The 14,469-nt window shown below is 74.0% G+C and carries 12 protein-coding genes and 2 pseudogenes; 8 read left to right on the forward strand and 6 right to left on the reverse strand.

Annotated features, from left to right (window positions below):
• Positions 1–31: 31 nt before the first annotated feature.
• The 4 genes and pseudogenes from ACH54P_RS02635 to ACH54P_RS02650 all read left to right on the forward strand — a co-directional run.
• Positions 32–964: pseudogene (locus ACH54P_RS02635) on the forward strand (winged helix DNA-binding domain-containing protein); the annotation flags it as partial.
• 89 nt (positions 965–1,053) lie between these two features.
• Positions 1,054–4,059, forward strand: a complete 3,006-nt coding sequence (locus ACH54P_RS02640; RefSeq protein ID WP_489910697.1) for an ATP-binding protein — start codon at positions 1,054–1,056, stop codon at positions 4,057–4,059.
• Between the two features lie 31 nt (positions 4,060–4,090).
• Positions 4,091–5,314 (forward strand): FAD-dependent monooxygenase, encoded by a 1,224-nt coding sequence (locus ACH54P_RS02645; protein ID WP_489910698.1) that lies wholly within the window; start codon positions 4,091–4,093, stop codon positions 5,312–5,314.
• A 5-nt stretch (positions 5,315–5,319) separates the two neighbouring features.
• A pseudogene (locus ACH54P_RS02650) lies at positions 5,320–5,427 on the forward strand (hypervirulence associated TUDOR domain-containing protein); the annotation flags it as partial.
• On the opposite strand, the gene ACH54P_RS02655 reads toward ACH54P_RS02650, so the two are convergent.
• Both ACH54P_RS02655 and ACH54P_RS02660 read right to left on the reverse strand, forming a co-directional pair.
• Entirely contained in the window at positions 5,424–5,873 is a 450-nt protein-coding gene (locus tag ACH54P_RS02655) for an HIT family protein (protein ID WP_489910699.1), read from the reverse strand. The pseudogene ACH54P_RS02650 and the gene ACH54P_RS02655 overlap by 4 nt on opposite strands.
• A gap of 32 nt (positions 5,874–5,905) precedes the next feature.
• On the reverse strand, positions 5,906–7,027 hold the full coding sequence (locus ACH54P_RS02660; RefSeq protein ID WP_489910700.1) for a helix-turn-helix domain-containing protein: 1,122 nt from the start codon (positions 7,025–7,027) through the stop codon (positions 5,906–5,908).
• 188 nt (positions 7,028–7,215) lie between these two features.
• On the opposite strand from ACH54P_RS02660, the gene ACH54P_RS02665 reads away from it, so the two are divergent.
• Positions 7,216–8,484, forward strand: coding sequence for a YncE family protein (locus tag ACH54P_RS02665; protein ID WP_489910701.1), 1,269 nt, complete (start codon positions 7,216–7,218; stop codon positions 8,482–8,484).
• Between the two features lies 1 nt (position 8,485).
• Here ACH54P_RS02665 and ACH54P_RS02670 read toward each other — a convergent pair whose 3' ends face one another.
• The gene (locus ACH54P_RS02670; RefSeq protein WP_489910702.1) at positions 8,486–8,899 is read right to left on the reverse strand and encodes a DUF5655 domain-containing protein; all 414 of its coding nucleotides are present in this window, start codon (positions 8,897–8,899) and stop codon (positions 8,486–8,488) included.
• 17 nt (positions 8,900–8,916) lie between these two features.
• Entirely contained in the window at positions 8,917–9,393 is a 477-nt protein-coding gene (locus tag ACH54P_RS02675; RefSeq protein ID WP_489910703.1) for a MarR family winged helix-turn-helix transcriptional regulator, read from the reverse strand.
• A 225-nt stretch (positions 9,394–9,618) separates the two neighbouring features.
• Between ACH54P_RS02675 and ACH54P_RS02680 the strand changes: the two genes are divergently transcribed.
• A complete protein-coding gene (locus tag ACH54P_RS02680; RefSeq protein WP_489910704.1) occupies positions 9,619–10,329 on the forward strand; it encodes a DUF4142 domain-containing protein in 711 nt (236 codons plus the stop codon).
• 71 nt (positions 10,330–10,400) lie between these two features.
• Here ACH54P_RS02680 and ACH54P_RS02685 read toward each other — a convergent pair whose 3' ends face one another.
• Positions 10,401–10,964: a TetR/AcrR family transcriptional regulator gene (locus ACH54P_RS02685; RefSeq protein ID WP_489910705.1), complete on the reverse strand. Its 564-nt coding sequence runs from the start codon at positions 10,962–10,964 to the stop codon at positions 10,401–10,403.
• 92 nt (positions 10,965–11,056) lie between these two features.
• Between ACH54P_RS02685 and ACH54P_RS02690 the strand changes: the two genes are divergently transcribed.
• Complete coding sequence (locus ACH54P_RS02690) at positions 11,057–12,232, forward strand: FAD-dependent oxidoreductase (protein WP_489910706.1); 1,176 nt, start codon at positions 11,057–11,059, stop codon at positions 12,230–12,232.
• Positions 12,233–12,236: 4 nt separating this feature from the next.
• On the opposite strand, the gene ACH54P_RS02695 is transcribed toward ACH54P_RS02690, so the two are convergent.
• The gene (locus tag ACH54P_RS02695; protein ID WP_489910707.1) at positions 12,237–14,030 is read right to left on the reverse strand and encodes a sigma-54-dependent Fis family transcriptional regulator; all 1,794 of its coding nucleotides are present in this window, start codon (positions 14,028–14,030) and stop codon (positions 12,237–12,239) included.
• Positions 14,031–14,167: 137 nt separating this feature from the next.
• Between ACH54P_RS02695 and ACH54P_RS02700 the strand changes: the two genes are divergently transcribed.
• Positions 14,168–14,407 (forward strand): hypothetical protein, encoded by a 240-nt coding sequence (locus ACH54P_RS02700; protein ID WP_489910708.1) that lies wholly within the window; start codon positions 14,168–14,170, stop codon positions 14,405–14,407.
• Positions 14,408–14,469: the final 62 nt, after the last annotated feature.

A 14,469-nucleotide genomic window follows, 5' to 3' on the forward strand; every position in this document is an offset into this window, starting at 1 on the left:
CCTCGAGCGGTCGTCGCGCCCGGCGGCCGCGATGCTCGGGCACCTCGTCGGGATGCAGGCGCAGGCCCCGCTCGCGCCGTACGTCGGGCTGTGGACGCGGCTCGACCGGTTCCGGCCGGACGAGCTGGCGTCGCTCGTCACCGGCCGCGCCGCCGTGCGCGGGCTGCTGATGCGGGGAACGGTCCACCTGGTCCTCGCCGAGGACGCCCGGGTGCTGCGGCCGCTGGTCCAGCCGGTGGTGGCCGGCGGCTACACCGGCCACTTCGGCCGCCGGATCGGCGACGCCGACCTCGACGCGGTGGCCCGCTTCGGCCGTCAGCTGCTCGAAGAGCGGCCCCGCACCCGGCGGCAGCTGCAGGACGCGCTCGCCGTCCGGTGGCCGGGGCAGGACGCCGAAGCGCTCTCGTACGCGGTCGGCTACCTGGTGCCGACCGCGCAGGTGACACCTCGCGGCGTGTGGGGGTCGACGGGCCCGGCCACGCTGACCACGTTGGAAGGCTGGCTCGGCCGTCCGCTGGCCGACGGACCATCGCTGGAGGATGTGGTGCGCCGCTACCTGCGCGCGTTCGGCCCGGCTTCGGTCGCCGACGTCCAGGCGTGGTCGGGACGGACGAGGCTGCGCGACGTCGTCGAGCCGATGGGGCTGCGGACGCACCGCGCGGAGTCCGGCGAGCTGCTCTACGACGTCGAGGACGGTCTCCTGCCGGACCCGGAAACCCCGGCGCCGCCGCGGTTCCTGCCCGAGTACGACAACGTCCTGCTCGCGCACGCCGATCGATCCCGGGTGCTCCCGCCGGGGCGGCGGGTCCCGCTGCCGCCCGGCAACGGCGCTTCGCGGGGAACGGTGCTGGTGGACGGGTTTTATCGAGCGGACTGGCGGTTGTCCGGGTCCGGTCTCGACGTCACGCCGCACGACCGGCTGGCGGCGGGGGAGCGGGCGGAGGTCGAGGCGGAGGCCGTGCGGCTGCTGGAGTTCCTCGACGCGGGGGGCAGGTCGGTCCGGTTCACCGAAAACCGACCGCCGGGCCCTCGTGCTGGGCCAGAATCTTCCCCGTGCAGTTCGCCATCCTCGGGCCGGTCGAAGCCCGCCGTCCCGATGGGACACCGGTCGCCCTCGGCGGCCCTCAGCTGCGGGGGCTGCTCGCGTTGCTCGCCCTCGACGCCGGCCGCGTCGTCGGTTCCGGGCGGCTGATCGACGGCCTGCACGGCGAGCACCCGCCCGAGGGCGCCGCCGAGGCGCTGCAGTCCCAGGTCTCGCGGCTCCGGCGGCGGCTCCGGGACGGCGGTGGGCCCGACGGCCTGGTCGAGTTCACGCCCGCCGGGTACCGGCTGGCCGTCGACCCGCAGGACGTCGACGTCCACCGCTTCGAACGTCTCATCACGCAGGCGAGGGAAGCGGCCGATCCGGGTGTGAAGCTGGAGCTCTTCGGCGAGGCGCTCGCCCTGTGGCGCGGGCCCGCGCTCGACGGCCTCGCGGATCCGCCGGTCGCGGCCCGGCTGGCGGAGCTGCGGCTGGCCGCGACCGAGGACCGCGTCGAAGCCGGGCTGGCCCTGGGCCACCACGACCGGCTCGTCGCCGAACTGCGGGAGCTCACGCGCGAGCACCCCCTGCGCGAACGGCTCACCGCCCAGCTCATGCGGGCGCTACACGGCAGCGGCCGATCCGCCGAAGCGCTCGAAGTGTTCGCCGCCGTCCGGGAGCGCCTCGCCGACGAGCTCGGCGCGGACCCGTCGGCCGAACTCGCGGACGCGCACGCCGCCGTCCTGCGGGCCGCCACCCCGGCCCCGGCCCGGCGGGTTCCGGTACCGCTCACCGGTTTCGTCGGCCGGACCGAACTCGACCACCTCACCGCAGCCCTGCGAGGCGTCCGGCTCGTCACGCTGACCGGGCCGGGCGGCGCGGGCAAGACCCGGCTCGCCGTCGAAGCCGCGGCCCGCGAAGCCGGCGAAGTGTGCTTCGTCGAACTGGCGACGACGACGGAGGTCCCCCGGGCCGTGCTCGCCGCGCTCGGCCTGCGCGAACAAGGCGTCCTGGCGCCGGGCGCACCGCCGGACCCGGCCGACCGCCTGGCCACCGGGCTCGCCGACCGGCCGCTGCTGCTGGTCCTCGACAACTGTGAACACGTCGTCGCCGAAGCGGCCAGGCTGGTGCAGCGCCTCCTGCGCGAGTGCGCCGGCCTGCGTGTGCTCGCCACCAGCCGGGAAGCGCTGGGCCTGACCGGCGAGACGCTGGTGCCGGTCGGCGCGTTGCCCGCGGCCGCCGCGGCGCGGCTGTTCACCGACCGGGCCAAGGCGTCGGCCCCGGGCCGAGAGCCCGAAGCGAGCGCGGTCACGCGGATCTGCGCGGCCCTCGACGGCCTGCCGCTGGCGATCGAGCTCGCCGCCGCGCGGCTGCGGTCGATGTCCGCGGACGACGTCGCCACCCGGCTGGGTGACCGTTTCAAGCTCCTGTCGCGCGGCGAACGGACCGCCGAACCGCGGCACCGGACCCTGCGCGGCGTCGTCGAATGGAGCTGGGACCTCCTCGACCCGGCGGAACAGCAGCTGGCCGGCCGGTTCGCGGTGTTCGCCGGCGGCGCGCGGCTCGACGCGGCCGAGCGGGTCTGCGCCGTCCCCGACACCGACGTCGTGCTCACCGGCCTGGTCGAGAAGTCCCTCGTCGAGTTCGACGGCGGCCGGTACCGGATGCTGGAGACCATCCGGGCGTTCTGCGCCGAGCAGGGCGACGACCGGCGCGCGGACCACGCGAAGTACTTCTTGGACCTCGCGGGCGCGGCCGAGCCGAAGCTGCGTGGCGCGGACCAGCTGACGGCCCTGGCCGAGCTGACCGCCGAGCACGCCGACCTGCACGCCGCCCTGCGCTGGAGCGTCACCGCGGCCCCGGAACTCGCGCTGCGGCTCATCGCGGCGCTGACCTGGTACTGGTGGCTGCGCGGCCTGCGAAGCGAGGCGACGCCGTTCGCGGACGCCGTGCTGGCCGCAGTCGGCCCCGAACCGCCGCCGGGCCTGGCCGAGGAGTACGTCCTCTGCCTGATCCACGCCTCGGCGACCGACGTCGCGGTCGAGCCGGTCCTGCAGCGGCTCGAGGGGCCGCTGCGGTACCCGTACCTCTTCCTCCTGTGGGCGTTTTCCCCGCACACCAAAGCGAAGGACGGCGAGCGGCTCGCCGCGCTCGTCGGCCCGGACGCCTGGGCGCGGGCGTTCACGCGGATCGGCGACGGCCTCGGCGCGCAGTACCGAGGCCGGATCGCCGAAGCCGAGACGCACTTTTCGGCCGCACTGGCCGGGTTCCGCGACCTCGGCGACCGCTGGGGCGAGGCGAGCGCGCTGGAGAAGCTCGCCGAGTTCGCGGACTGGCGCGGCGACCCCGTGCGGTTCCGCGAGCTGATGGACGAGTCCGTCCGGCTGGCCGGTGAGCTCGGTGCCGTCGAGGACGCCGCCGACCTGCTGTGCCGCCGGGCCGACGGCGTGCTCCGGGCCGGCGACGCCGAAGCCGCGAGAGCCGACTACGAAGCCGCCGCCGAGCAGGCCCGCGCCGCGGGGACGCCGCTGACCCTCGCCCGAGCTCGCGGCGGGCTGGGCGAAATCGCGCGCCGAGCGGGCGACCTGGCCGCCGCCCGGCGCTGGTACACCTCGGCGATCGGCCTGGCCACCGACCCCGTGACCGGCGGCGAGACGCGGATCCGGCTCCACACCGGCTTCGGCTGGACGGCGGCGGCCGAAGGCGACCTCGATGCGGCGACCGAGCTGCACCAGGAAGCCCTCGCCACGGCACTGGACCACGCGAACCTGCCCGGCGCGGCCCAGGCGATCGAAGGACTGGCCGGAGTTCTCGCCGCGCGCGAAGAGGACGAGCGGGCCGCGTTCCTCCTCGGCGTCGCGGTCGGGCTGCGCGGGGCGCCGGTCTCCGGCGACCCCGACGTCGGCGGCGTGGCGGACCGCGTCCGCGGGCGCATCGGCGCCGAGGCCTACGCCGTCGCTTACGGCCGCGGCCGGGAAATGCCGTCCGACCAGGCCGTTCAGGAGTTCGGTCAGCGGCGGTTCGCGCTCGGTTCGTGAGCGGTCAGCGGCCGCGCCCACCGTTCGGGGCATGACGAAGAACATCCTGATCTCCGGCGCCGGCGTCGCCGGCCCCGCCCTCGCCTGGTGGCTGCACCACCACGGCTTCCACGCCGTCGTCGTCGAACGGGCCCCGAGCCTGCGCGAAGGCGGCTACAAGGTCGACATCCGCGGGGTGGCCGTCGACGTCGTCCGCCGGATGGGCCTGCTCGAGCGGGTGCACGCGGCGAGCACCGCCATGCGGGGCGCCGCCTTCGTGAACAAGCGGGGCAAGGAGCTCGCCACGCTCGACGCCGACACCTTCGGCTTCCGCCACGGCGACGACACCGAGATCCTCCGCGGCGAGCTGGCGGAAATCCTCCACGACAGCACCCGCGAGTACACCGAGTACGTCTTCGGCGACTGGATCACCGGGCTCGACCAGGGGCCCGACGGCGTCGAGGTGACCTTCGCCCACGGCGCGGCGCGCCGGTTCGACCTGGTCGTCGGCGCCGACGGCCTGCACTCCGGGGTCCGCGCGCTCGCGTTCGGCCCGGAGGAGGACTTCCTGCGCCGGTTCGACGCCTACATCTCGATCTCGACCGTGCCCAACACGCAGCAGCTGGACCGCTGGGAGCTGCTGCACTCGGCGGCGCCGGGCAAGATGGTCAACGTCTACAGCACCGCCCGCGCCGACGACGCGAAGGCCGCGTTCTGGTTCAGCGCGCCGCCCCTGGCCTACGACCGCCGTGACGTCGACGCGCAGAAGGACCTCGTGGCCGGCCAGTTCGCCGGCCTGGGCTGGGAGATCCCGGAGCTGCTGGAGTCCATGCGCGAGGCGGGCGACTTCTACTTCGACCCGGTGTGCCAGATCAGGATGGACCACTTCTCGGCCGGCCGCGTGACCCTCCTCGGCGACGCGGGCTACTGCCCGTCGCCGGCGTCGGGGCAGGGCACGAGCCTCGCCTTGGCGGGCGCGTACGTCCTGGCGGGCGAGCTGGCCGCGGCGGCGGGCGACTTCGCGGTGGCGTTTTCCCGGTACGAGGCGGAAATGCGGCCGTACGTCGAGAAGAACCAGGCCCTCGCGAAGACGGCCTTGCGCGGGATCCTCCCGCAGTCGCGGGCGTTCGCGTGGTTCAACACCCGGATGATCAAGCTGATGCCGTACCTCCCGGGCCGCAACCGCGTCCTGGAGCAGATGGCCCGCCCGGTCCGCGAAGCGGCGAACGCCCTGGTGCTCAAGGACTACCACCTCAGCGGCGGGTACCCGCGGTGATCACGGGCAAGCGCGACGTCAAGGCGTCGCCGGAGGAGCCGCAGTACCTCGTGCGGAGCGAGAAGCCCGGGAAGACCGCGGTGCACCACCCGGACAAGCTGCACCCCGCCTAGAGCGCCGCCTTGACCTTGCCCGCGACCTCCGCCAGTTCCTCGCGGGAGCGCACCCGCCAGTCGGCGTCCATGACGAAGCCGTCGCCGGCGTGGCGGGGGATCACGTGCAGGTGGACGTGGGGGATCTCCTGCCCCGCGGCCTTGCCGTCGGCCAGGAACAGGTTGATCCCTTCGCACGGCAGGTCCGTGCGGCGCAGGGCCGCCGCCAGCTGCTGGGCGACCGTGAACATCCGCGCGCCCGCTTCGGGCGGGAGGCTCGCCAGGTCCGCGTGGTGGGCGCGGGGGAGCACCAGCAGGTGGCCGGTGGTCACCGGGCGCAGGTCGACGACGCCGACGAATTCGTCGTCCTCGTGCACGAAAGCCGCGGGGGCGCGGCCGGTGCCGATCGCGCAGAAAACGCATTCTCCGCCGGACGTGGTCGCCGGCATGCGGCGGAGTTCACCCATGCGCGTGACCTTATCGATCATCGCCCGGGTTGTCAGGTGCCGTCGAGCCAGTGCTGCAGGGCCCACCACGCCCGCACGGAGTCGAGCACGCGCCCGCCGCTGTTCTCGGCCAGCGCCAGCGGGGTGAGCTCGGCCAGCCGGTCGAGGCGGTACCGGACGGTGTTCGGGTGCAGGTGCAGGGCTTCGGCGGTGGTCCGCAGCCGCTGGCCGTGGTCGAGGTAGGCCAGCGCCGTCGCCGCCAGCTCGTGGTGGAACGGGTTGCCCCGGTCGAGCGCGCCGAGCAGGCCGGTCGTGAGCAGGCCCGCGAGCAGCGGCTGGGCCGACAGCGCGATTTCGCCCGCCAGCTCGGTGAGGTCGTGGTAGCCGCGCCCGGCGGCGACGCGCACCGCCGCCGTGCACAGCCGGTGGACCTCCCGCAGCTCGGGCAGGGCGGCCGGGGGCGCGACGACCAGCAGGACGTCGTCGGCGAGCGCGACCCCGGCGGGCGGGCGGGCCGCCAAGCCGGTGAGCCTGCCTTCGACCAGCCCGTACACACCGCCGAACTCCAGGAGCGCCTGCTCGAGCGTGCGCGCCCGCGCGGGATCGCTGACGTCGGAAACCACGCAGGAGTACCGGCCTTCGGGCCGCAGGCCCGCCTGCCGGACCTCTTCCGGCGTGGGCGGGTGCCCGGCGAGCAGCAGGGTGCGCAGCAGCTGGGTCCGCGCGTCGCGGACCGTGCGCGACAGCTGCAGCTCGGCGGCGTGGTAGCCCTTGACGATGTGCCGCTCCAGCGCGCCGGTGTAGCGCTCGGCGTCGAGGATCGTTTCGAGGATGAGGTCGTCGGGCACGCCGGCGGCCCGGGCGCGTTCGACCGCGACGCGGGCGGCGAGCGTGCGGCCGGCCTGGACGCCCCGCAGCAGATCGGTCAGCGGGACACCCTGCGCCGCACGGTCGGCGCCCAGCGCCTCGGCGGTGGTGTAGTCGGCGGTGTCCGGGTTCGTGGTGGCCCGCAGCGCGGCGGAGAGCAGGAACTGGACGTGCCGCCGGTTCTCGGCCTCCGGCAGCCGCGCGACGCCGGGCGACTGGGTCCGCGCGGCCTTGACCAGCTCGTCCAGCACGGCCTCGTCCGCGGCCATCGCGTCCAGCACTTGCCGGAGCAGTGGCGACGCCGGCACGGCACCCTCCCGAACCCGTTGTGGCACGGCCACAACACCGCGACCGCGATGTTGGGCGAGCGGCCCTACCGGAGGAGCTCCGGTGGGCCGTTATCGTGGCCATACCGGACAGTAACCCCTCTACCTCGCGAAAGCCATCGATCGCGAGGTTGTCGTCGCACCTCTTCAACGTCGAAAGGTGTTTTCCCGTGCGCACTTCCCCGAGCACCCGCCGACGGCGGTCGTACCTCTCGCGCCTGGCGTACCTGGCCTCCACCGTCACCCTGCTGGCGGCCGGCGCCGCGGTGCCGGCCGACGGCGCGCCCGCGGCCCTGCGGGAGGTGATGTTCGTCGGCAACAACTGGGAAGGGACGGCCGACGTCATCCAGTCCCGGGGCTCCTTCGCCCGCATCGGGCGGGTGAACGTCATCCCGGACAAGGACGAACGGCTGCGGGAGATCTACCTCAACCCGGTCAAGCTGGCCTTCTTCCTCGGCATCCGCAACGGGCCCGGCGAGGGGCACGACCAGTTCGTCGACGACATGTACACCACGCCGGACGGCGGTTCGGTGGTGGCGTCGCGGCCGAGTTTCGCCGACGTCGTGTCGATCAGCCTCGCCACCGGCCGGATCAACTGGCGCTTCCCGGTGTCGGGCTTCCGCTCCGACCACATGGCCGTCTCGCCGGACGGGCGCCGCGTCGCCGTGTCCGCCTCGACGTCCAACACCGTGCACGTGCTCGACATCGTCACCGGGCAGCAGGTGGGCTCCTTCGCCACCGGCGACAAGCCGCACGAGAACGTCTTCACCGACGGCGGCCGGACCCTGTGGAACATGTCGATCGGCGAGGTGAACACCGACCTCGACGACCCGGGCTGGGACTTCACCAAGGGGGACCGGCGCATCACCGTCGTCGACGCCGCGACGTTCCGCCAGGTCAAGGTGATCGACATGCGGCAGCGGCTCGACGCCTTCGGCCGGAAGGACCTGTCCGACGCGGTGCGGCCGGTCGCGTTCACCCCGGACGAGTCGAAGCTGTACTTCCAGGTGTCGTTCTTCAACGGCTTCGTGGAGTACGACGTCGCGACCGACAAGATCACGCGGGTCAAGGAGCTGCCGAAGAACCCGGCCACCAGCGACGACCGCAAGACCTTCGTCAACGACTCCCGCCACCACGGCATGTCGATGAGCCCGGCGGGGGACAAGCTCTGCATCGCCGGGACCATGGACGACTACGCCACGGTCGTCGACCGCGCGTCCCTGCAGCAGGGCCAGCTGGTGCCCGCGGTGAAGCCGTACTGGGCGACGGTGAGCGGGGACGGCAGTGCCTGCGTGATCTCCGAAGCCGGTGCCGACCAGGTGACCGCGATCGACTTCGCGACGGGCCGCAAGCTCGTCTCGGTGCCGGTCGGCGACCACCCGCAGCGGGTGCGGATCGGGCACGTCCCGGAGGGCTGGACCGGACCCGCGGGCTCCTGATTCAGGAGATCTCGTAGGCGATCGTCAGCCACCCGCGGACTTCGTCGTCCACATCGGACACTGCGCGCAGGCTCAGCCGGTGGCCCACCCGCGGCCCGCTCGCCCAGCTCGCCGGGGCGATGCGGGCCGTGGTGACCGGGCCCGGCAGCCACAGGTACACCAGCACGTCACGGGAGCGGGGGCGCAGCTCGGCGAGCTTGCGCTCCCGCTTCAGGAACACGCCGACCTTGACGGCGTCCTCGTGGACGTCGCCGAGGGTGCGCACGTGCGCCACGACCGCGTCGTAGATCGCGCGCTGCCGCGGGTCGCGCCCGGCGAAGGTCTCGTCGACCGTGCACCCGGGCACGCAGGTGTGCCCCTGGCGGGCGCGCGCGAACTCGCGGTCGCAGCGCGGGCACGTCCAGCGGGTCGGCATGCCGTCCAGGATGGCACTCACAGCGGTGCGGGGCCGAGCGCCGGGACGGTGGCGGCCGCGTGCACCAGCCGCCGGGCCGCCGCGGCCGCGGCCTTCCGCTGCGACGGCGGCAGCCGGTCGAGCAGCGAGCCCAGGGCGGCGTGCCGCCGGTCGAGGATCCGCGCCACGAGCTCACGCCCGGCCGCGGTCACCTCCAGGGTGACGACGCTGCGGTTGCGCGGGTCGCGGCCGCGCGCCACGTAGCCGAGGGCCTCCAGGCGGTCGGCCAGCCGGGTCACGGAAGACGCGTTGACGCTCATCGCCGCCGCCAGCCGCGAGCTGGGGACCCGGCCGAGGCGGTCGAGGATGAGCAGCAGGCGCGTCTGGGGGAAGGTGACCTCGGGCGGGGCCGCGTGCGCGCATTCCCACGCGATCCCGACCAGGACCAGGGTCAGGCCGTCGAGGGCGGCCACGTCCGGATCGGCGCCGGGGGCGGCGTCTTCGAGGGTTTGCATGACGCAATACTTGCCAACGGCAAGAGCATCGGTCAAGATGGGTGACCCCGGCACTCGCCCGGGACGTCCGGCCCGCTCGCGGCCGCCTCTTCCTTGTGTCTCCACAGTGGACTCTTCTGTGCGGATCCCGTTGGTGCACAAGAAAAAACTTCCGGATTTCGGTGAACTCCGCCGCGGCGGCGCCCGTGTAGCCCGTACAGGTACCTGTCGCGAGAAGGAGGAACGATGCCGGATCACCGTGGCATGACGGGCCGGGTCAAGGCCCGGACGGCGCTGGTTGTCGTGGCCACGCTCGCCGTGGTCGGTGTGGGGTCGGTCATGGTGCTGCGGGCCGGTGCCGAGCAGCCGGCCCAGGCGCAGACGCAGGCCCAGGTCCCGGCCTACGGCCAGGGCATGGCCGGCATGGACATGGGCTCGGCCGCCGCGGCCGCGGCCGACGTGGCGGGCGCCGGGCCGGTCACCGAGCTCGACAAGACGTTCCTGGTCAAGGTCCGCCAGGCCGGGCTCTGGGAGATGCCGGCCGGCGACCTCGCGCAGACCCACGCCAGCAGCGACGCCGTGAAGCGCGCGGGGCTGCACCTGCTCGACGGGCACTCCCACCTCGACCAGCTCGTCCGCGAGGACGCGAAGATGCTCGGCGTGACCCTGCCGGACCAGGCCAGCGCCGAGCAGCAGGGCTGGGTCCGCCGGCTGACCGCCGCGCAGGGCCTCGAGTTCGACAAGCTGTTCGTGAACCTGCTGCGCGCGTCGCACGGCAAGATCTTCGCGACCATCGCCGAAGTCCGCGCGGGCACGCAGAACGACGTCATCCGCCGCCACGCGCGGCAGGCGAACCAGACGGTCCTCGACCACATGGAGGTGCTGGAGGACACGGGCCTGGTGGACGAGAAGACCCTCGCCGACGTCGCCGCGGCGGTCAACCCGCCGCCGAAGTGACGAGTGCCGACCGCGGGGGAGCGAGGGAGCCGCCCGCCGGGGAAACCCGGCCCGGGCGGTTCTCGTCCGCTTCAGCCGCCCGTCAGGTAGCGCTGGACGGTCGGGGCGATCTCGGCGACGATCTCCGCCGGGGTCAGCGCGACCACCGGCGGCAGCCGCAGGACGTACCGGGTCAGTGCCAGGCCGAGCAGCTGGCTCACGACGAGCCCGGCGCGGCGCGGGGCGCCGGCCGGGGCCCCGCAGCGCAGGACCGCCGGGGTGACCTGGCCGGCGAACACCTGCTGCACCTTCTCGACCACGGCGTCGTCGGCGACGGCCGAGCGCAGCAGCGTCAGCAGGATCTCGTCGGTCGGCGGCCGCTCCCACAGGGCCAGGAACTGCCGGGTCAGCAGCTCGCCGACGGTGGCCGGATCGGCCGCGGCCAGGTCCGGCAGGTCGAGTTCGACGTCGACGGCCGCCGCGAACAGGCCGTCCTTGCTGCCGTAGTAGCGCATCACCATCGACGGGTCGATGTCCGCGTCGGCGGCGATCGAGCGGATCGTCGCGCGGCGGAAGCCGTCGGCGGCGAACCGGCGGCGCGCGGCTTCGAGGATGGCCGCCCGGGTGGCGTCGGAGCGGCGGGGCGAATCAACCATGCCAACAAGTGTAGGCCAACGCTTGTTGACACGCGAGCGAGGGCGCGCCTACAGTCATGCCAACAGTTGTTGGCAAACCGAAGGAGCCCGCCATGACCCCCTCTCTGCCGGCCCGGACCGACGTGCTCGTCGTGGGCGCCGGCCCCGCCGGGCTGGCCGCCGCGATCGTCCTGGCCGAGGCCGGGGCCGACTTCGTCCTGCTCGACCGCCAGGCCGAGGGCGCGAACACCTCCCGGGCCTGCGTGGTGCACGCCCGGACCCTCGAGGTGCTGGCCGAGCTCGGCGTCACCGAGCGGCTGCGGGACCTGGGTGTCGTGGTCCCGACGTTCACCGTCCGCGACGGCGCCTCGGTGCTGGCCACCGTGCCGTTCGGCGGGCTGCCCACCGACTACCCGTACACGCTGATGGTGCCGCAGGATCAGACCGAAGCGGTGCTGCTGGCGCGGCTGCGCGAGGCGGGCGGGGACGTGCACCGCCCGTACCGGGTCGCCGCCGTCGCCGGCGACGGCACCGGCGTCACCGTGACCGTCGAAGACGGCGAGGGTGTGGCGAGCACCGTGCGCGCGGGGTACGTGATCGGCGCCGACGGCATGCACAGCACCGTCCGCGAGCAGGCCGGCATCGGGTTCACCGGCGCCACCTACGCCGAGTCCTTCGTGCTGGCCGACGTCCGGATGAGCTGGCCGCTGGCTCGCGAGGAGGTCAGCCTGCACCTGTCGCCGGAAGGGGTCACGGTGGTCGCGCCGCTGCCCGGCGCCGCCGACCGCTACCGCGTGGTCGCCACCGTCGCCGAGGCGCCCGAGAAGCCGGGCATCGCCGACGTCCAGTCCATTGTGGATGCGCGGGGCCCGGAAGGCGGCCGCACCCGCGTCACCGAAGTGCTGTGGAGCTCGCGGTTCCGCGTGCACCACCGGGTGGCCGACCACTACCGCGCCGGCCGGATCCTCCTGGCCGGCGACGCGGCCCACGTGCACAGCCCGGCCGGTGGCCAGGGCATGAACACCGGCATCCAGGACGCGGTCGCGCTCGGCCGCCTGCTGGCGCGGGTCGCCGGCGGCGAGCCGGACGCGATCCTCGACGGCTACGAGGCGAAGCGCCGCCCGGTCGCGACCGGCGTCGTGGCGTTCACCGACCGCATGACGCGGATGGCGACGCTGCGGCCGCGGCCGGCGCGGATGGCGCGCAACGCGGTGCTGAAGGTGGCGCTGTCCCTGCCGCCGGTGCGGGCGAAGCTGGCCTACCAGCTGGCCGAACTCGCCGCCCGCTGACCGGTCACCGGGCCGGGGGCACGATGCCGTACTCGTGGATCTTGCGGTAGATCGTCGCCCGCGAGATCCCCAGCAGCTTCGCCGCCCGCACCTTGTTCCCGTCCGCGTCCTCCAGGCACCGCACGATGGCGTCGCGTTCGATCGACTCGAAGCGGTTCAGCGGCCGCCGCGTCACCGCGTGGAACTGGGCCGGGAGGTCGCCCGGGCGGATGGTGCCGGCCCGGCGGCGCTGGGCCACCTTGCGCAGCACGTCGTAGAGCTGGCCGGTGTTGCCCGGCCACTCCGCCCGCATCAGCAGGTGCAACGCGGCCGCCGAGCACGTGAGCCGGCCGCCGTAGCCGAGTTTGCTCAGCACCAGCGGGACCAGTTCGGCCAGGTCGTCGACGTGGTGGCGCAGCGGCGGCACCCGCACCGTCCGGGGGAACGACTTCAGCAGCTCGGCCAGCGCCGGTTCGGTCTCGGCCTCCGGCACGAGCGTGGCCACGACCCACGGCGCGTCGGCCCGGTCCCGCAGTTCGCGCAGCAGCGCCGCCAGCGCGTTCGCCGCCGGTGCCGCCAGCCGGTCGGCGTGGCGCACCACCAGCGTGCGGATCGGGGCCTCGGCGTGTTCACGCAGCACCGCCGCCCAGTCCGGGGTGAGGGCCGCATCGACGGTCACCAGCCGCGCCGCCGGGTGGTGGCGCTGGTGCAGGCCCTTCACCAGGGTCAGCTTGCCGGTGCCCGGCTCGCCCTCCAGCGCGACCCAATCGCCGCGCTGGTGGCCGGTGTCGAGTTCGTGGCCGCAGCGCAGCCACAGCGGCGCCGAACCGACCACGCCCGGCAGGTACATCGGCAGCATCGGCGTCGGCACGGCCAGGGGCTCGTCGGCCTCGATCAGCTTCACCGACAGCACGCCGCCGGCGGTGTCGGTCTCGCGCTGGCCCGGGACGCGGCGGCAGAACACCCGGACCCGCAGGCCGCTGGACAGCGCGAGCGTCGCCGGCGTCCGCCGCCCTTCGGCGAGCGCCTCGGTGGCGTGGCCGAGCAGCACCGACTGGTCGGCCGGGTCGAGCAGCTGCCGGGCCCGGTCGTTCATCATCACGATGTCCTCGTTGAACGCCAGGACGATGCCGGTCCACCGGCGGCAGGTCTGCAGGTAGGCCTGGAAGAGGATCATCTCCCGCAGGTCGCTGTGCCGCAGCAGCGCCTGCCGGATCTGCTCGGCCGTCGAGCGGGCCAGCGCGATGAGCAGCCCGCCCGCGTCCTTGTACCAGCAGGTCAGGTCGACGGCGCCGATCTTCTTGCCCGAGATCGGGTGGTGGATCGGCACGCCCGCGCACGCGAGGTTCTCCAGGTGCTCGGCGTAGTGCTCGTGGCCGAACACCGTCGTCGCGCGGCCGTCCTCCAGCGCCGTGCCGATGCCGTTCGTCCCGACGGACTGCTCGCCGTAGCTGAACCCGGGCACGAGCTCGACGCGCTCCAGGTGCCGGCGCAGATCGGCGTCGCCGGTGCGCTGGGTCAGGACGACGCCGCTGGCGTCGGTGAGGATGAGGCTGATCGGCTGGCCCTCGAACTGCTCACCCAGCTTGTCCAGCACCGGCTCGGCGCCGCGGATGAGCGGGATGTCGCGGTTCTGGTCGCCGAGGTAGAGCGGGTCGATCCGCTCGGCCTGCACCCGGAACTCCCGCGAGCGCCGCCACGAGGCCAGGATCGTCTGCCGGACCGTCCCGGGCGGGACCGGCTCGGCGGTCAGGAAACGCACCCGGGTCCGGGCGAGCTCGTCGTCGGCGAGCAGGGTTCCGGGCGCGATCTCGTCCACGTGACCTCCAGCTTCCCGCGGCCCACGTGGGTGCGGGCACACCCGTTGTGCCGCCTGTCCAGCGTAAACGCGCCGCGGCCGGCGGGGTGTCTCAAATTGAGACGCTCCGGCCGCGCGGGCGGCGGTGCGATGGATCCATGGCCGCCGAGACGTACAACCCGTGGACGATCGTGAACCTGGTTTTCACGCACCTGGCCGAGCAGGGCCTGCACCCCGTGCTCGGCGGGGAAGGCCATCCCGGCGAACCCGCGGCCGCGCTGCTGCGGGCGCTCGGGATCGTGCCCACCGTCGAAGGCGACGCGCGCGTGCAGGCCGGCGTCCACAGCGAGCTCGCCGAACTGCGCGCCCGGATGCTGGGCGAAGGTCAAGCGCCCTGAACAGCGGTTCTGTCTCAGATTGAGACCCGCGTCACTCGCGGGCGCCCCTTCAATGGTCAACG

It is taken from the genome of Amycolatopsis sp. N2S4-7, assembly GCF_058119595.1.